Genomic DNA, 16,363 nt, shown 5'->3' with positions numbered 1-16,363 from the left:
TCTCACCTAGAGCTAGATGGCACCGAGCGTCAGGGCCTCGCGGTCGGCGAGGAACGGCATCGGCATCCAGCGCGCGGACAGCAACGCCTCCATGGCGTTGCCCGGGACAGGGCGCGACAGCAAGAATCCTTGCGCACGGTGGCACCCATGTTGCATCAAAGTCAGTGCGGCAGCTGGCGTTTCAACACCTTCGGCAACCAGCTGCAGGCCGAAGGCCTCGGCCAGGCCGATGATGGCGCGAACGATCGCCAGGTCGCCGGCGTTGGTGCCCAGATCGCGCACGAAGCCGGTGTCGATCTTGAGCATGTCGACCGGCAGCGACTTCAGATGCGACAACACGGCATAACCGGTGCCGAAGTCGTCGATGGCAATCTGAACCCCGACCTCTTTGAGTTCCGAAAGTGTCTTGCGAGTGGCCTCGATGTCGTGAACCACTGCGCGCTCGGTGATTTCGAGGCATACCGATCCGCCGTCAATGCCGAACTCCTCGATGGTCTCGGCGACGCTGCGGACAAAGCCGCGCGTAATCAATTGAACCGGCGACACATTGATCCGCAGGATCGCACTCTGCCCCACGCCGTTGGCCCGCCACCGGCTGAATTCGGCACACGCACTGCGCATCACCCAGCGGCCGAGTTCGCCGGCCAGGTTCGTCGATTCGGCGACCCCGATGAACGAATCCGGCAGCAGCAGACCCCAGATCGGGTGCCGCCAGCGGACCAGCGCCTCGGCGGCCACGATCGCCCCGGTCCACAGATCGACCTCGGGCAGGTAGTGCAGCAGCAGCGCCTCGCTGTCGATGTCGCCTTGCAGGTGCAGCTCAATGTCGTTGCGGAAGGCGCTCTTCAGCGACATGTCGTCGGTAGAGATCGCGACCTGGTTGCCGCCGGCGCGCTTGGCCGTAAGCACCGCCTCGTCGGCGCGGCGCAGCAGGTCGGTGCTGTTGTCACGACCCGGCATGCCCACCGCCAGCCCGATGCTGACCGTGCGGGTGATCTGATGGCCCCCGATTGCCAGCCGTTCGCGCAGCATCGTGCCGAGACGGCGGGCGAACGCCTCTGCGGTGCCGCTCGCCATCGTCTGCTCCGGAATGACGACGAACTCATCGCCGCCCAGGCGGGCGATCATGCTCTGCGGTCCGGCGCACACCCGCAAACGTTGCGCGAACACCCGGATGAACCAGTCCCCCGCGGTATGGCCGAGATAGTCGTTGATCGACTTCAGCCGGTCGAGATCCATGTACAGGACTGCGACGGGTCCCGACTGGCCGGCGGTCAGCCGCTCGGAAAGATGAGCGACCAGCGCCCGACGGTTGTACAGGCCGGTCAGATCGTCGTGCTCGGCCAGGTATCGCAGCTTCTCCTCGGCGGCAATACGGGCTTGCAGCTGGGCGAACAAGGCGGCGACCGCCTCGAGGGTATTGATCTCTTCCTGCTTCCACTTCCGGGCGCCGAACTTGACGAAGACGAGCACGCCGGTGGTCATCTCCCCGGACACCAGCGGTGCGGCCGCCACCGAGGGCGGCACCGCCGCCTGCCTGCCGCCGCCCATCCAGCGCTGCAGCGACCGGTTGCTCTGATCCGGCCGGATCACCACCGGCTTTCTGCCGTGCTCGCATTGGGCCAGCACTGGATCGGCGCTGGTGAAGTGAACGACCGCGTGCGGGTCGGGATCTGGAACGTCGGTGCGCGGAGGCCATTCGGCGACCAGAATCGAAGCGCGGATCTCGTGGTCGTGGTGGCGCAGGAAACTGGCGTCCACGTCAAACTGAGCAACGAGCTGCGCGAGTACTTTTTCGCTCACCTGAGTAGCGGTGGATGCGGTGGCCTCCATGAGCTGCGTGGCTACCGAGGTGACGACGAGGTCCAAGCTGCGCGGCAACTCCGACCTCCGGTGTGTACACGTTCAAAAAAGATGGGCGACTGGCCCAATTATGGGGTACTGAACCCCGAATGGCGCAGGTCACGGTTCGATATTCGTGAGAGAAGGGTAGCACCGGCGGCCGTTTCCCCCTGCCCAAACCGTTTCACCCCGGCATTCATGCTGCGAGACAAGCAGCGTGATACAGCTCACAATCGCACCAGAACTGTCACGCCCGGCCGGTCCGCGGTGTCTAGAGGTCACAACCGTTTTCAGGGACCGCACCAAGAGGAGAGATAGCCATGACTGGTCAACGGACACACGTCGTCGTCGTCGGTGGCGGATATGCCGGCACGATCGCCGCCAACCACCTGCGCCTGCGCGACGACGTCGACATCACCCTGGTCAACGCCCGTCCGGTCTTCGTCGAACGGATCCGCCTGCACCAGTTGGCCGCCGGCTCCGGGACCGCCACCGTCGAATTCCCGACCCTGCTCGGTGAAGGCATCGAGCTGGTCGTCGAAACGGTCGACCGCATCGATGCCGCCGCGCGCACCGTGGTACTGGCATCGGGCGCGGAATTGAGCTACGACTACCTCATCTACGCGGTAGGCAGCAGCGGTGCCACGCCGGCGGTGCCCGGCGCCGCCGAATACGCTTTTTCGGTCGCCGATCTGGACAGCACGCAGCGGCTGCGGTACGCGCTGGCCGATCTCCCCGCCGACGCACCCATCACCGTAGTCGGCGGCGGCCTGACCGGAATCGAGGCGGCCGCCGAGTTCGCTCAGCTCGGCCGCCCAGTCACCCTGGTGTGCGGCAGCATCTTGGGCCCGTCGCTGAGCAGGCGGGGCCGGCGTTCGGTGGGCAAGCAGCTGCGCAAGCTCGGGGTTGACGTGCTGGAAACCGTGGCCGTCACCGAGGTTCGGTGGGATGCGGTGGTGCTGGCTGACGGCACCGCGCTGCCCAGCGCGGCCACGGTATGGACGGCCGGGTTCGGGGTGCCGGATCTGGCCGCCCGCAGCGGACTGCGCACTGACGCCCTGGGCCGGCTGCTCACCGACGAAACCCTGACCAGCATCGACGACCAGCGCATCGTCGGCGCGGGCGATGCCGTCGCGCCGTCCGGCCAGCCGCTGCGGATGAGCTGCCAAGCGGCCGGACCGCTGGGAGCCCAGGCCGCCAACACCGTGCTCAGCCGCATCGCCGGCGACACCCCGGCGGCGATCAGCCAGGCCTTCGTCGGGCAGTGCATCAGCCTGGGCCGCTCGCATGGCACCGTCCAGCTGGCACGCTCCGACGACACCCCGATCAACGTCTACATCGGCGGCCGGACGGCGGCTTCCATCAAGGAAGCGGTCTGCAAGGGCACGGTGTGGTCCATCCGGCACGAAGCGGCAAAACCCGGCTCGTACTTCTGGTTCCGGGGCGGCAAGCGGTCCGCGCAGTTGCCCACCGACCAACAGGTCGCGCTGCGATGACGGGGGCAACCGAAGAGCACGCCGAACGGTTCACCCTGCTGCGCCCGCTGCTGTTCACCATCGCCTACGAAATCCTGGGCTCGGCAACCGAATCCGACGACGTGCTGCAGGACAGCTACTTGAGATGGGCGGCCGTTGACCTGTCGACCGTGCAGGACAGCAAGTCCTACCTGGCGCAACTGGTCACCCGGCAGGCGCTCAACGCGTTGCGCGCCGGCGCCCGCCGCCGCGAGGACTACGTGGGCCCGTGGTTGCCCGAGCCGCTGCTGCTCGACGAGCAGGACCCGTCGGCCGATGTTGTTCTGGCGGAATCGGTTTCGATGGCGATGCTGGTCCTGCTGGAGACCCTGAGCCCCGACGAGCGCGCGGTGTTCGTGCTGCGCGAGGTGTTCGGCTTCGACTACGGCGAGATTTCCGAAGCGGTGGGCAAACCGGCCGCCACGGTGCGACAGGTCGCCCATCGGGCGCGGGAACACGTACGGGCCCGGCGCAAGCGATTCGACGACGTCGACCCGCAACGCAACGCGCAGATCACCGCCCAGTTCCTGGCCACCGCCGCCAGCGGTGACGTGGAGTCGCTGATGGCGATGCTGGCGCCGGATGCCACCTGGATGGCCGACAGCGGCGGCAAGGTCAGCGCGGCCCGCAAGCCGGTGGTCGGCGCCGAGCGGGTGGCCAGGGCGATCGCCGGACTGATGCGCAAGGCGGGCACCGAGCTGAACGTCGAGATGGTGACCTGCAACAGCGCTCCAGCGGTGTTGCTCTACCTCGGCGATCACCTCGAGGGGGTGATCACCCTGGAGATCGCCGGCGGCAAGATCACCAACTTCTACGTGATGCGCAACCCCGACAAGTTGGCGGCCCTGGCCACCGCCCGTGAGATCAGCCGCAGCTAAACCGGTCCCTGGGGTGCGAAGATTCACCGTTCTGTCAAGCTAAGGCGGTGCGTATCGACCGGCTCGGCAATCTTGGCGAGGCACCCCAAGTGCTGCGCACGGTCGGCTACGCCACCGCCAGGCTCGGTTTGCCGCCCCCGGCCGCATTGACTGGTGAATGGTTCGGTGCGCTGGCGGTGATCGCCCCGAGCGTCTCGGTACGGCCGGTGCAGGTCAGCGATGCATTCGCCACTAGTGCGGCCGTATCGCCGGCGAGCACGGCGCCCGGGTTCAGCGCGGTCGGCGGCGGCTGGATCGGCTATCTGTCCTACCCGGACCCCGGCGCCGACGGGGCGCCCGGCCGGATCCCCGAAGCCGCAGGTGGCTGGACCGATTGCGTGCTGCGCCGTGACCGTGACGGGCAGTGGTTCCACGAGAGCCTCTCGGGCGCCGCGATGCCGGACTGGCTGGCCAGTGCGCTGGCCGCAACGCCGGCCCCGATCCCGGCCCAGCCACCTAGATCGGCACCCGCGTGCCGAATTAATTGGGCGGCCGCCGACCGGCCAGCACACCGCAACGGGGTGCTGGCCTGCCTGGAAGCCATCGCCGCCGGCGAGGTGTACCAGGCGTGCGTGTGCACCCAATTCACCGGCACGGTCAGCGGCTCGCCGCTGGACTTCTTCATCGATGGAATAGCGCGCACCACGCCGGCCCGGGCGGCTTTCGTCGCTGGCGACTGGGGTGCGGTCGCCTCGCTGTCTCCGGAGCTTTTCCTGCGCCGCCGTGGTGACGTCGTGGCGTCCAGCCCCATCAAGGGAACGCTGCCATTGGACGCCTGGCCGTCGGCGCTGCGCGCTTCACCCAAAGAAGTGGCCGAGAACATCATGATCGTGGACTTGGTCCGCAATGACCTTGGGCGCGTGGCGATTACCGGTACAGTCACGGTCCCCGAGCTGTTGGTGGTGCGGCGCGCGCCCGGGGTGTGGCACCTGGTGTCCACCGTGTCGGCACGCGTTCCGGTCGAGTTGCCCAACTCAGCGCTGCTGGATGCCGCCTTCCCGCCGGCATCTGTCACTGGAACTCCGAAACTCCGTGCCCGCCAGCTGATTTCGAAATGGGAGCAACGTCGCCGCGGAATATACTGCGGCACAGTAGGTTTGGCTTCGCCCATGGCCGGCTGTGAGCTCAACGTCGCGATCCGGACCGTCGAGTTCGACGCACTGGGCACTGCCGTGCTGGGCGTCGGCGGCGGAATCACGGCCGATTCCGATCCCGACGCCGAATGGGAGGAATGCCTGCACAAGGCGGCTCCCGTCGTCGGGGTCCCGGCAGCGCCGAACGCGACCCGGGTGGGCTAACCCCAGCAAACTCAGGCCCACGGATCGGGCGGGCGAATTTCGCCATAACGCCCACACGAGCAGCCAACCGTGCCTAAGCTCCAATCATCGACCCGAGGGGATCGCGCGTGGAGATTGGGAGAGGGGTCTTTTCATGAGAGTCGCCGTCGTTGGGGTTGCGGCTGCCGCCGCAGTAGGGGCGACGCTGGCGGTTGCACCGTTGACGCTGTCCGGGCAGATGAACTCGCCGAACCCAGGGGGATGCTCGGCAGGTCAGCAATGTGATCGGTTGGCCTCCGTGCTGATGCCGGGGTCCAGCAAGGCCGCTCCAGCGGCTCCCGCCCGCCAGGTTCCCGCGGCCGTCGAGCCGCCGGCACCGACCATCGCGCCGGCCATGGCACCGGCGGCGCCGGAGCCGGCAGCGGCCCGCGCAGTTCCGGGTGTGGCTACCAACCCCGGTGGCGCCAGCATGCTGCCCGGCATCTCCGACGCCGGCCCACCTGCGGCCGCCCTGCCTAACGCGGCGCTTCCCGCGCTGCCACCGGGAGTGCCCGACATCGGCATCCCCGGCGTCGGCATCCCGGGCATCGGTGTTCCCGGCATTCCCGAGGTCGCCGGCTTGGCCAGCGTCCCGCAGGGCGTGAACGCGGCCACCGCCGTCGTCAACGGCGTCCTGGGCGTGGGAAACACCATCTCAGGCACCGTGAGTACCACCGCGTTGGCCGTCACTTATGTCGTGCTCGCCTACAACGCGCTGCAGTCCTCGGGCATCCTGCCCGCGGCGACAAACGCCGTGAACGGCGCGGTGAACACCGTTAGCTCACTGCTGCTGCCCGTGTCCAAGGCGCTACCGGCGGTGAACCTGCCGGGCCTGGGCCTGCCTGGTCTGCCGTCTATCCCGGGGTTGTCACCGGCCAGCCTGGTCGGGCTACTGGGGACGGGTGGCCTGCCCAGCATCGGCCTGCCGGGTCTGCCGGGTGCGTCGGCGGAGGGTCTGATCAGCATGGCCGCGGCGGCTCTTCCGGGTATCGGTTTGCCGAGTCTGCCGGGAATGTCACCGCAGGATGTGATCGCGCTGGCCGCCGGCAGCCTGCCGCAGCTGGCCGCAGTGCTGCCGACGCTGCAGGGGTTGCCGGGTCTGCCGGCCGGCATCCCGGGCCTGCCCGCAGGTGTGGACCCGATGGCGCTGGCTGCCGCACTGCCGGGAATGCTGGCCGCGGCCGGTCTCCCGGCGGATCCAGCGGCCATCGCTGCGATGATCCCTGGACTGCTCGCGTCGGGTGCCATTCCCGGTGTGCCCGCTGGTCTGCCGGGTCTGCCGGCCGGCTTGCCGGGTCTGCCCGCCGGTCTGCCGGCCGGGCCGGCGCTGCCGGCTGGGCTGCCCGGCCTGCCGCCTGGCTTGCCCGGACCGCCGGCGATCCACGGCTGCACACCGGCGATCGGTCCGATCGCGCCCCTGTGCGGCTAACCTACGGTTCTTCCAGTTCGCCGGCCTCCTGGCGTGATTGGAGCACCGCGTCGTAGAGCTGGCGCGAGCGCACCCCCGCGTGCGCCGCGGCCACCTCGCTGCAGGCGTCCTTGACGCGAACACCGGCCGCGACGAGATCCTCGACCTGGTTTATCAGCGATGCCACATCGGCGCGCGGAGTCGCACCAGCCAGCACCACGGTGATCTCACCGAGCACGCCGCCGTCCGCCCAATCAGCCAGCTCGCCCAACGATCCGCGCAGCACTTCCTCGTGCACCTTCGTCAACTCCCGGCAGATCGCGGCCTGGCGCGCCCCGCCCAGCTGCTCGACCGCATCCCGCAAACACGCCGCCAGCCGGCGCGGTGATTCGAAGAACACGCAGGTGCGCCGCTCGTCAGCAAGCGAGGCGAGCCACGTCCTGCGCGCTGAACTCTTGCGCGGGGCAAAACCTTCAAAGCAGAACTTCTCGGCAGGCAGACCCGAGACCACCAGTGCGGTAATCACCGCCGACGGCCCGGGCAGGCAGTGCACCGGTAAGCCGGCCTCGATGCACGCCGCGACCAGCCGATACCCCGGGTCGCTGATCACCGGCATCCCGGCGTCGCTGACCACCAACACGGTCGCTCCGGCGGCCATCGCGTCGACCAGAGCGGCCGCCCGGGGCGCCTCGACACGGTCGAACAGGCTGACCACCCGGCCGCCGATCGTGACGTCGAGCGCCTTGGCCAACGTCCGCACCCGCCGGGTGTCTTCGGCCGCCACCACATCGGCGCTGGCCAACGCTTCGATCAGCCGGGGCGAGGCATCCGACGGCTGACCCAACGGGGTTGCGCCCAGCAACAGACGGCCAGAGGTCATGACGCACAGCCTACGATCGACGTGATGACCGCCCCGCCCACCGAAACGTCCGTCCTGGATGGGGACCCCGTGGCGCCCGTTGTCAGCCCCGGTCCGGTGCTGCCGGCAGCCGATTTCGGACCGCTGGACCGCACCCGCGGCTGGATCGTCACCGGTGCGATCACCTTGCTCGCCATACTGACCCGGTTCTTGAACCTGGGCTCGCCCACCGACGCGGGCACGCCCGTGTTCGACGAGAAGCACTACGCGCCGCAGGCCTGGCAGGTTCTGAACAACCATTGGATCGAAGACAATCCCGGCTTCGGACTGGTGGTTCACCCGCCGGTCGGCAAGCAACTGATCGCCATCGGCGAGGCCCTGTTCGGCTACAACGGATTCGGCTGGCGATTTACCGGCGCGGTACTCGGGGTGGTTCTGGTTGCTCTGGTCACCCGAATCGTCCGGCGGATCAGCCGCTCGACACTGGTGGGCGCCATCGCCGGGCTGCTGCTCATTTGCGACGGCGTCAGCTTTGTCGCTGCGCGGACCGCGCTGCTGGATGGTTTCCTCACGTTCTTCGTGGTGGCCGCGTTCGGCGCGCTGATCGTCGACCGCGATCAGGTGCGGCAACGCATGCACGTCGCCGCGCTGGAAAACCGCATCGCCGACACGGTGTGGGGCCCCCGGCTGGGGGTGCGCTGGTGGCGATTCGGCGCCGGGGTGCTGCTCGGATTAGCTTGTGGGACAAAGTGGTCCGGGTTGTACTTCGTGGTGTTCTTCGGCGCGATGTCGCTGGCGTTCGACGTGGCGGCACGCCGCCAGTACCACGTGCTGCGGCCGTGGCTGGGCACGCTGCGGCGGGATCTGATTCCGACCGGGTACGCGCTGGCGCTGATCCCGTTGGGCGTCTACTTGGCCAGCTACGCGGGGTGGTTCGCGTCCGAGACCGCGATCGACCGCCACCAGGTGGGCCAAACCATCGGCCCGCACAGTGTGGTGCCGTTGCCCGACGCCATCCGCTCGCTGTGGTACTACCACGCCAAGGCATTGCATTTCCATGCCGGCCTGACGAATTCGGCGGGCAACTATCACCCGTGGGAATCCAAGCCGTGGAGCTGGCCGATGTCGTTGCGGCCGGTGCTCTACGCCATCGATCAGCAGAACGTGCCCGGCTGCGGGTCGCAGTCGTGCGTCAAGGCCGAGATGCTGGTCGGCACACCGGCCCTGTGGTGGCTGGCGGTCCCCGTCCTGCTCTATTCCCTATGGCGGATGGCCGTCCGCCGGGACTGGCGCTATGCGGCTGTGCTGGTCGGTTACTGCGCCGGCTGGTTACCATGGTTCGCCGACATCGACCGGCAGATGTACTTCTTCTACGCGGCGACAATGGGGCCGTTTCTGGTGATGGCCATCGCGCTGATTCTCGGCGATATCCTCCACCACCCCGGCCAGGGTAGGGAGCGCCGCACCCTGGGCCTGATCGCGGTGTGCTGCTATGTGGCGCTGGTGGTGACGAATTTCGCCTGGCTGTTCCCGGTGCTCACCGGTCTGCCGATCTCACAGCAGACCTGGAACATGGAGATCTGGCTGCCCAGCTGGCGCTAGGTTGTCGGGCTGTTGGCGCCGTGATTGCCGTAGCGGCTGTGATTCCACGCGTGTCGCGACCCTGACGGCAATCTCGGCGGACGGGTGACGCTAAATAGGATCGCGCGCGGCCGGGCAGGACATGCAGCGCGGCCCGCCGCGGCCGGTACCCAATTCAGAGCCCGCAATGGTCAGCACTTCAATGCCCGCGTCCTGCAAACGTGCGTTGGTCTGGGTATTGCGTTCATAGGCCACCACGACACCGGGAGCCAGCGCCAAGGTGTTGTTGCCGTCGTCCCACTGCTCGCGTTCGGCGACGAGGGGGTCCAGGCCGGTGTGGATGACATGCAGTTTGTCGATTCCCATCGCCGCGGCCGCCGCCTCCAGAAACGGCGCCTCGTCGCTTATGGTCACGCCGTCGGGTTTGCGCTGAATTGTGAACGCCGACAACGTATCCACGATGTTGGCGTACATCACCACAGTGTCGGTGTCGACCATCGTCAACACCGTATCCAGATGCATTTGCGCCCGCTTCTGCGCGATCGGCACCGCCAGCACCGTTTGGGCGAGGTCATCGTCAAAAAGGCTGCGCGCCAACGCTTCCGCACCGGCCGGCGTAGTGCGCTCCCCCACCCCGACGGCGACCACACCGGGAGCCAGCAACAGCACGTCACCACCCTCGACGGGGGCAGTACGCGATTCGTAGGCCCGTCGCACGCCGGTGAACCGCGGGTGGTGGGCGTAAATAAGGTCGGTCAACGACGCCTCGCGCACCCGCGCCCGCAGCGCCAGCGACGGAATCACCACCCGCGGCCCGATCCAGATAGACGAGTCCCGGGTGAACACCAGGTTCGGCAACGGCTCGATGACGAAATCCGCGCCGTGGTGCATGCGAAGCACCAGCGACACCGCGCCCCGGATCTCGGCGGGCAGCTCGTTGAATGTCATGCCCGCCGTCAGCACATTCGCCAGCGCGACCGGGTCGAGACTGCGCAGGTGTGCCGAAAGTTCTTGCGCTAGCGGCAAACCCAGTCGTCGTCCGTCAACCGCTGCGGCCACCCCCTGCATCCGGGCGGCACCGCTGTGGTGCAGCGCCTCGGTCAGCAGATCGGACAGCAGCAGCACCTCCACCCCGCGGGAACGGAGCACCTCGGCGAATTCGTCGTGCTCGTCCTGCGCACGCGACACCCACGGCAGCCCGTCGAATAGCAACTGATCGACGTTGCGCGGGTTGAGTCGACTCAATTCGGCCCCCGGGCGGTGCAGGATGACCACCCGCAGCGTTCCGACCTCGGAATCCGACCCCAACTCGACAGCCACACGACAAACGTAGCCTGCGGGCGCGGCGCACACCCGATGATCGAACGCGTGTGCGATAGAATCGCGGTCGTGGCGATCGCGGTACAAGGCTCGCTATTCCAGCACAACGAGCGCAGGCAACTCGGTGACGGCGCCTTCATCGACGTGCGCGCCGGCTGGCTCAGCGCAGCCGATGACCTGCTACAAGACCTCCTCGCGAAAGTGCCCTGGCGAGCCGAGCGCCGCCAGATGTACGACCGGGTGGTCGACGTGCCGCGCTTGGTCAGTTTCCACGACCTGACGGTCGAGGAGCCGCCGCATCCGCAACTCGCGCGGCTTCGCCGGCGGCTCAACGACATCTACGGTGGCGAGCTGGGCGAGCCGTTCACCACCGTGGGGCTGTGTTGCTACCGCGACGGCTCGGACAGCGTGGCCTGGCACGGCGACACCATCGGGCGCAGCAGCACTGAGGACACCATGGTGGCCATCGTCAGCCTGGGCGCCACCCGCACCTTCGCGATGCGCCGCCGCGGCGGCGGCCCGTCGTTGCGGTTGCCGCTGGCCCACGGCGACCTGCTGGTGATGGGCGGGTCATGCCAACGCACCTGGGAGCATTCGGTTCCCAAGACATCCGCGCCGTCGGGCCCGCGGGTCAGCATCCAGTTCCGCCCGCGCGGCGTGCGTTAACTACGCACCGCAGCGACAGCCTTGACGAGTAGATCCCGCGCCCGTTGGGTGTCGACCTTGGCCAGCGGCTGATCCGGAATCACCAGTGGATTGGCGATGACAATCACCTGGTAGTCACCGAAGTGCGCGGAGTAGTCGTACAGCTCCCCGGTTCGGGCGGCCCCTCCCACCACCGCCTGCAGCACGCGGTGAATACCCAGGGTCTGTGCCGCGTCGATCTTCGGCGCATCCACCACCTCCATGGCGCCGCGCAACTGAGGCCCGCTGAACGCCACCTTCTTGCAGTCCTGGCCCGGGTCGTTGACCGGCAGCGGCTGCGAGGTTTCCACCGCGATCACCACGAACCGATTGCCGTTGCCCTCGGCGGACACGGCAGCCATGTTGCCCTGAACTCCGGCCGGCATCTCCGGGCCGGCAGCTGCTTTCGCGCAGTTCGCCGGATCAAATGTCAGCCCCTCGGGTAACTTCCGCGACGAGAAGAAGGCCGGATCGATAGCCCGCAGGCCCACCTCGGTGACCTTGAACTCCGGGCCGAAACCCGACTTCACGTCGGCGACCTTGGCGATCTCGACCTTGGCGGGTTGCGAAGAATTGGCGCCTGGCGAGCAGCCGACGAGCAGGCACACCGAACTCACAGCGAGCACCGCCTTCAACATTGTGGCCACCCTACCCAAGCGCGGGTGCTCAACTACGTAACGTCGACACCGTTTTGACCAGCAGATCGGCGGCGAACTGCGGTGGCAGCGGCGGCAGCATCGAGCCGGGATCGGTGGTCAGCGTGGTGAACGCGTAGTAGTCGCCCAGGTACGCGATGAATGTGACTGTCCGCGAATCGATTTGGCTTCCAGACTCGACGGCTGTGCGGATATCGGCCACCATGCCGACGGTTTCGGCGCCGTCGATGTGCGGGGCATCGAGCAGGCTCACCCTGGCCGTGGTGTGCCGGTCGGCCACGGTCCACTGCCCGCAATTGGCAAGAACGCTGTGATCCAGTGCTACCGCAACGTTCACCACCACCGCGTCGACGATGCCGCCCGAGCCCGACCCGGAAAGCCCCTGCGCGGATTGGTCTAGTCCGTATCCCGGATCGGCCAGTGTCGCGCACTCGGGCGGCTTGGCCGGTGCGTCGACCTCCACACCCCAAATCACCCGGGGCGAGAGTCCGCTGGGAATGTCGTTGGTCACCTCATAGCCGGGCGGTAGCTCGCGGGCAACGCGCTTGATGTTGCCCGGGTTGATCGCGGCCCGGTGAGCCGGCGGAGACGAGGGAACCGGCGACGGCGCCGGCGCGGGCGAATGAGCGCACCCGGCCACCGCAAGGGCTGCCAGCGCGCCAATCCAGACCTGTGAGCGGCTCATGCCGTTCAGCCGACCGCCTCGATCACCTGCCGGGCCACCCGCTTGATGTGCTCAGCCATGTCACGACCGAATCCCAGATGACGAGGACCCGGCACGTCGATGACGGTTGTGATGACCCCGACGTCTTCGCGCTGCCAGACCGCACCGTGGCGATCCATGATGGTTCGCATCGGCACGTTGTCGGCAAGCATTCGCGCAGAGAACCTTTCGATGCCGTCGACGCGTGCGGCGACGGACAGCGCCCCGATCAAGAAGCTTCCCATCCCCCGGCCCTGATAATCGTCGGCCACGGTGAACGCGATTTCGGCGACGGTCGGATCTGCTTCGTCGCGCACGAAGCGCGCATCGGCCACCGGATCCCCGTCGTCAGTGACCACCCAGACGAAGTGGTCGACGTAATCGACCTCCGCCAGGTAATGCATCAGCGCCTCGGTGGGAACACGGGCCGACATGAACCGCCGGTACAGCGTGTCGTGGGAGAACTTGACGTGTCCATGCACGGTGCGTTCCCGGTCGCCGGGAAGCACAGGACGCAGCATCAGTTCGGTCCCGTCACGCAGCTGGATCGGGATGGGCGTGACGAAGGCGGCCAGCCGCTGCCGCACGGTGCGCAGCAACCGGTCCATGATCCCGGGGATGTGCACCATCCGGGCCAGCGCGTCGCTGTCTCCGATCCAGCCGGTCAGCGGCTCGGTAGTGATAACCGTTGCCGTGCGCGGAATGTCGCGCAGCAGCGCGATTTCCCCAACGATCATCCCCGGCAACGCCTGGTCGACGATCACCGTTCCGTCGGCGCCGACGTGCTTGACTTCGGCACTGCCCGACGAGATGAGCAGGAACGAAACGGCCTGCTCACCTTGGCGCATCAATAGTTGGCCGGTTCCGGCCTGCAGCGGCGCGACGCTTGCCGCCAGCGGCATCAGGTCCTCGGGCGGGCATCCCTGAAAGATGTCCATGCCCGCGAGTTCTTCGACCCGTGCGCCGGTCAGTTCGGCCACCGCGATATCCGCCCCTGTTCCCTCCACGACCAGATTCGACTCAGGTTATGGCGTCGGCGGCCGCTGCGGCAAGATGGACCGGGATGGATGACACCAAGAATCCGATCGAGCTCACTCGCGGTCTGCTCGACAAGTCCGCGGTGCTACGGCATGGATTCCTCGACGTGCTGGGCGAATCGACGAGTTCTCCGGTGCCCACGTTCGCTCAGCGCGCGATGAACAGTCCGTTCGTGGCTACCGTCTACGAGCGGTTGTGGCGGCCGACGTCGTTCTATCTGGCCAGCGGTGTCACTACCCGCGCCGAGCAGCGCCGCGCCGCGGCGGCGCTTCATCTGGCCGATGCCGGCAGGTTACTCGACGTGGCTTGCGGGCCAGGCAATTTCACCGTTCCACTGGCAGCACACCTGCCACCAGGTGGCCTCGCGGTCGGGTTCGACATCTCCGAGCCGATGTTGACCCGGGCGGTGCTGGACAACAGCACGCCGCGGACGTGTTACGTCCGCGGCGATGCACGCGAATTGCCGTTCGGCGCCGAAACATTCGACGCCGTCTGCTGTTTCGGCGCGCTGTACCTGATGCCCGAGCCGTTTCGGATCGCACGCGAGATGGTGCGGGTACTGCGTCCAGGTGGCCGGATCGCGATCCTCACCAGCTATTCCGGGCAGGCACCACCCATCCGCTATGCGCTGAGCACCGTCGCCCGCGCGATCGGGCTGACCATGTTCGACGGGCACGCCTTCGTCGACTTGTTCGCCGCGGCGGGACTGGTTGACATCGAACAACACGCACAACGCGCGCTGCAGTTCGTCACTGCCGCTAAGCCCCGGTGACAGCCCCGCTACGAGGCCGCCTGGCAGAGACCGAGGAGCCGCACTACCGGCGTGCCGGCTTCGCACTCCAAGACCCACGGCTCGCCGCCATTGACGGCTTCTGACGTCAGCCTGACCATCACGGGCTGGCCGCTGCGCTGGCTCAGCTGCGTGCATTCGACCTGAAACAGGCGATACTCGCCGTCGGCGGGAATGGCCAGCGAAAAACCCGGCTCGACTGCTTCGACAGGTACCTTTTGCAGGTAGTACTTGGTACTCATTTCCCTGACAGTAGGGGCCGCTTGTTACGGTTTGGTCTTCGCCACGCTTGTCTTAGCGAATGTTCAGGTGAATTTAGGAACTTCATCAGACTTCGCGCGGGATCGCCCTGATCACAGCGGTTTACGGAGTTGGTAGCGTGGCCCGGTGACCGTCGCCGCCTTCGTCCTAAGCGTGATCGCCATCGTGCTCGCTGCGACGTCGCTCGGCTGGCAGGTGGTTACGATCCTGCGGGCCAGACCGCGGCCGAAGCTGACACCTGTCATTGCTCGTTTGACGCCCGAGGGACTGGTGACCAACGATGCCAGCTCCGACGTGTGCGAAGCCCTACTCAATGCGGCCGAAGCCGTCCCGGACGGGCAGTTACTAATCGGCGTGAAGGTCGTCAACGCCGGACGGGTGCCATTTCAGGTGGACGGGTGGGCAATACGCGCCGATCCCGTTGGCACATCGTTGGTTCCGGTCGACAAGCCGGTCGCCGGCACTGAGGTTCCGAACGAAATTGCGCCTGGGGCTAGCGCAACCTTCCTCACCGAACTGCAGCACGCACGGCATTTCGCCGAGGCCGTTGCGGGCGACCCCGACCAACCGGCGCGTACGGTGCTCACCGTGTCGTCAGGTGTACGCACGTATACAACTAAACTTGTTACGGCAGAACTACTTTCGCTCGTATCCGAATAGTGCCTGCGTTCACCGCTCGCCGCGGCGCGCGGTCACGCCAAGAATCCTTTTAGAAAACGCCAAGGCCGGCGTCGGATCCTTTGCACCCAAACTCCGCTCCCCCGCAGAAGGAGAAAAGGGAGGCCGATGAGGACCATCAGGTCGGCGCTGCTCGCCAACACTCTCGCCAGGAGCCTCGCCGTGGCTGCAGTCGCCGGTGGTGTGGTGCTGGGATTGGCCGGCCCGGCCGGCGCGACGTCGGGCACCATGTACGGCGATCCCGCGGCCGCCGCCAGGTACTGGCGCTACCAGCAGTATTGGGACGATTGCGTCCTGATGTCGAGCGCCGACGTGGTCGGTGAAATGACCGGTGCGGAGCCCTCCGAGGAGGACATCATCGAGATGGCACAGTCGACTCCCAGCTCGCAGGGCCCCGGCCCGATCTACACCCGGCCGGCTAACCCTTCGGACCCGAATTCGGGCGAGGGCACCTGGTTTAGGGACATCCCGACGCTGCTGGCGCGCTACAACGTCGCCGCGGTAATCACGAATAGCGACATGGCGGGGCTCGAGCAGGCACTGGGCGCCGGACACAAGGTGGTCGCCAGCGTCAATGGCGAACTGATCTGGAACAAGCCCGTCACAGATTGGGACAACAGCGGTAACCCCAGGCATAACCACACGGTTGTGGTCACCGGCGTCGACACCGGCGCCGAAATCGTGCACCTCAACGACAGCGGTACCCGTCACGGAGCCGACGAGCAAATCCCGTTGGCGCTATTCGTCCAAGCGTGGGCCACCAGCGGCGACTTGATGGCCGTCACTACCTGACGTC

General features: G+C 67.2%; 16 protein-coding genes. 9 read left to right on the top strand and 7 right to left on the bottom strand.

Going from position 1 to position 16,363, the window contains the following annotated elements; all coding sequences use genetic code 11:
- Nucleotides 1-12: 12 nt before the first annotated feature.
- Nucleotides 13-1,881, bottom strand: a complete 1,869-nt coding sequence (locus AWC27_RS18475) for a putative bifunctional diguanylate cyclase/phosphodiesterase (protein WP_085671823.1) — start codon at nucleotides 1,879-1,881, stop codon at nucleotides 13-15.
- Between the two features lie 281 nt (nucleotides 1,882-2,162).
- On the opposite strand from AWC27_RS18475, the gene AWC27_RS18470 reads away from it, so the two are divergent.
- From AWC27_RS18470 to AWC27_RS18455, 4 genes are all read left to right on the top strand, one after another.
- Nucleotides 2,163-3,338: an NAD(P)/FAD-dependent oxidoreductase gene (locus tag AWC27_RS18470; protein WP_085671822.1), complete on the top strand. Its 1,176-nt coding sequence runs from the start codon at nucleotides 2,163-2,165 to the stop codon at nucleotides 3,336-3,338.
- Complete coding sequence (locus AWC27_RS18465; protein ID WP_085671821.1) at nucleotides 3,335-4,234, top strand: RNA polymerase sigma-70 factor; 900 nt, start codon at nucleotides 3,335-3,337, stop codon at nucleotides 4,232-4,234. The genes AWC27_RS18470 and AWC27_RS18465 overlap by 4 nt, the downstream gene beginning before the upstream one ends.
- Before the next feature lie 47 nt (nucleotides 4,235-4,281).
- A complete protein-coding gene (locus AWC27_RS18460; RefSeq protein ID WP_211281668.1) occupies nucleotides 4,282-5,571 on the top strand; it encodes an aminodeoxychorismate synthase component I in 1,290 nt (429 codons plus the stop codon).
- Nucleotides 5,572-5,704: 133 nt separating this feature from the next.
- Nucleotides 5,705-7,018, top strand: a complete 1,314-nt coding sequence (locus AWC27_RS18455) for a hypothetical protein (protein WP_085671819.1) — start codon at nucleotides 5,705-5,707, stop codon at nucleotides 7,016-7,018.
- Between the two features lies 1 nt (nucleotide 7,019).
- Here AWC27_RS18455 and rsmI read toward each other — a convergent pair whose 3' ends face one another.
- Nucleotides 7,020-7,877 carry a 16S rRNA (cytidine(1402)-2'-O)-methyltransferase gene (gene rsmI, locus AWC27_RS18450; protein WP_085671818.1) on the bottom strand — a complete coding sequence of 286 codons (858 nt, stop codon included), beginning with the start codon at nucleotides 7,875-7,877 and terminating at the stop codon, nucleotides 7,020-7,022.
- A 69-nt stretch (nucleotides 7,878-7,946) separates the two neighbouring features.
- Between rsmI and AWC27_RS18445 the strand changes: the two genes are divergently transcribed.
- A complete protein-coding gene (locus tag AWC27_RS18445) occupies nucleotides 7,947-9,458 on the top strand; it encodes a dolichyl-phosphate-mannose--protein mannosyltransferase (protein WP_139837084.1) in 1,512 nt (503 codons plus the stop codon).
- Between the two features lie 90 nt (nucleotides 9,459-9,548).
- On the opposite strand, the gene arcA is transcribed toward AWC27_RS18445, so the two are convergent.
- On the bottom strand, nucleotides 9,549-10,757 hold the full coding sequence (gene arcA / locus AWC27_RS18440; protein ID WP_085671816.1) for an arginine deiminase: 1,209 nt from the start codon (nucleotides 10,755-10,757) through the stop codon (nucleotides 9,549-9,551).
- 69 nt (nucleotides 10,758-10,826) lie between these two features.
- Here arcA and AWC27_RS18435 point away from each other — a divergent pair, with 69 nt between their 5' ends.
- Entirely contained in the window at nucleotides 10,827-11,423 is a 597-nt protein-coding gene (locus AWC27_RS18435) for an alpha-ketoglutarate-dependent dioxygenase AlkB family protein (RefSeq protein WP_211281667.1), read from the top strand.
- Here AWC27_RS18435 and AWC27_RS18430 read toward each other — a convergent pair.
- From AWC27_RS18430 to AWC27_RS18420, 3 genes are read right to left on the bottom strand one after another with little or no spacing between them, the layout of a single operon-like run.
- Nucleotides 11,420-12,079, bottom strand: a complete 660-nt coding sequence (locus tag AWC27_RS18430; RefSeq protein ID WP_085671815.1) for a DUF5642 family protein — start codon at nucleotides 12,077-12,079, stop codon at nucleotides 11,420-11,422. The two genes, AWC27_RS18435 and AWC27_RS18430, sit on opposite strands and share 4 nt — an antisense overlap.
- A 28-nt stretch (nucleotides 12,080-12,107) precedes the next feature.
- Nucleotides 12,108-12,782: a DUF5642 family protein gene (locus AWC27_RS18425; protein WP_085671814.1), complete on the bottom strand. Its 675-nt coding sequence runs from the start codon at nucleotides 12,780-12,782 to the stop codon at nucleotides 12,108-12,110.
- A 5-nt stretch (nucleotides 12,783-12,787) separates the two neighbouring features.
- A complete protein-coding gene (locus AWC27_RS18420; RefSeq protein WP_139837083.1) occupies nucleotides 12,788-13,738 on the bottom strand; it encodes a GNAT family N-acetyltransferase in 951 nt (316 codons plus the stop codon).
- Between the two features lie 125 nt (nucleotides 13,739-13,863).
- Here AWC27_RS18420 and AWC27_RS18415 point away from each other — a divergent pair, with 125 nt between their 5' ends.
- The gene (locus tag AWC27_RS18415; RefSeq protein WP_085671853.1) at nucleotides 13,864-14,610 is read left to right on the top strand and encodes a class I SAM-dependent methyltransferase; all 747 of its coding nucleotides are present in this window, start codon (nucleotides 13,864-13,866) and stop codon (nucleotides 14,608-14,610) included.
- 8 nt (nucleotides 14,611-14,618) lie between these two features.
- Here AWC27_RS18415 and AWC27_RS18410 read toward each other — a convergent pair whose 3' ends face one another.
- A complete protein-coding gene (locus AWC27_RS18410) occupies nucleotides 14,619-14,870 on the bottom strand; it encodes a hypothetical protein (RefSeq protein WP_085671812.1) in 252 nt (83 codons plus the stop codon).
- Nucleotides 14,871-15,015: 145 nt separating this feature from the next.
- Here AWC27_RS18410 and AWC27_RS18405 point away from each other — a divergent pair, with 145 nt between their 5' ends.
- Both AWC27_RS18405 and AWC27_RS18400 read left to right on the top strand, forming a co-directional pair.
- On the top strand, nucleotides 15,016-15,549 hold the full coding sequence (locus AWC27_RS18405; protein WP_085671811.1) for a hypothetical protein: 534 nt from the start codon (nucleotides 15,016-15,018) through the stop codon (nucleotides 15,547-15,549).
- Between the two features lie 126 nt (nucleotides 15,550-15,675).
- The gene (locus AWC27_RS18400; RefSeq protein ID WP_085671810.1) at nucleotides 15,676-16,359 is read left to right on the top strand and encodes a C39 family peptidase; all 684 of its coding nucleotides are present in this window, start codon (nucleotides 15,676-15,678) and stop codon (nucleotides 16,357-16,359) included.
- Nucleotides 16,360-16,363: the final 4 nt, after the last annotated feature.

The sequence above is a fragment of the Mycobacterium szulgai genome, assembly GCF_002116635.1.
Lineage (GTDB): Bacteria > Actinomycetota > Actinomycetes > Mycobacteriales > Mycobacteriaceae > Mycobacterium > Mycobacterium szulgai.
The sequence above is the reverse complement of the archived record's forward strand: the minus strand, read 5'-3'. Positions and strand labels throughout refer to the sequence as shown.

Coding starts and splice junctions, on each gene's coding strand:
- AWC27_RS18400 (WP_085671810.1), top strand. CDS start 15,676: ATGAGGACCATCAGGTCGGCGCTGCTCGCCAACACTCTCGCCAGGAGC.
- rsmI (WP_085671818.1), bottom strand. CDS start 7,877: ATGACCTCTGGCCGTCTGTTGCTGGGCGCAACCCCGTTGGGTCAGCCG.
- AWC27_RS18420 (WP_139837083.1), bottom strand. CDS start 13,738: ATGGACATCTTTCAGGGATGCCCGCCCGAGGACCTGATGCCGCTGGCG.
- AWC27_RS18425 (WP_085671814.1), bottom strand. CDS start 12,782: ATGAGCCGCTCACAGGTCTGGATTGGCGCGCTGGCAGCCCTTGCGGTG.
- AWC27_RS18455 (WP_085671819.1), top strand. CDS start 5,705: ATGAGAGTCGCCGTCGTTGGGGTTGCGGCTGCCGCCGCAGTAGGGGCG.
- AWC27_RS18410 (WP_085671812.1), bottom strand. CDS start 14,870: ATGAGTACCAAGTACTACCTGCAAAAGGTACCTGTCGAAGCAGTCGAG.
- AWC27_RS18430 (WP_085671815.1), bottom strand. CDS start 12,079: ATGTTGAAGGCGGTGCTCGCTGTGAGTTCGGTGTGCCTGCTCGTCGGC.
- AWC27_RS18465 (WP_085671821.1), top strand. CDS start 3,335: ATGACGGGGGCAACCGAAGAGCACGCCGAACGGTTCACCCTGCTGCGC.
- AWC27_RS18415 (WP_085671853.1), top strand. CDS start 13,864: ATGGATGACACCAAGAATCCGATCGAGCTCACTCGCGGTCTGCTCGAC.
- AWC27_RS18470 (WP_085671822.1), top strand. CDS start 2,163: ATGACTGGTCAACGGACACACGTCGTCGTCGTCGGTGGCGGATATGCC.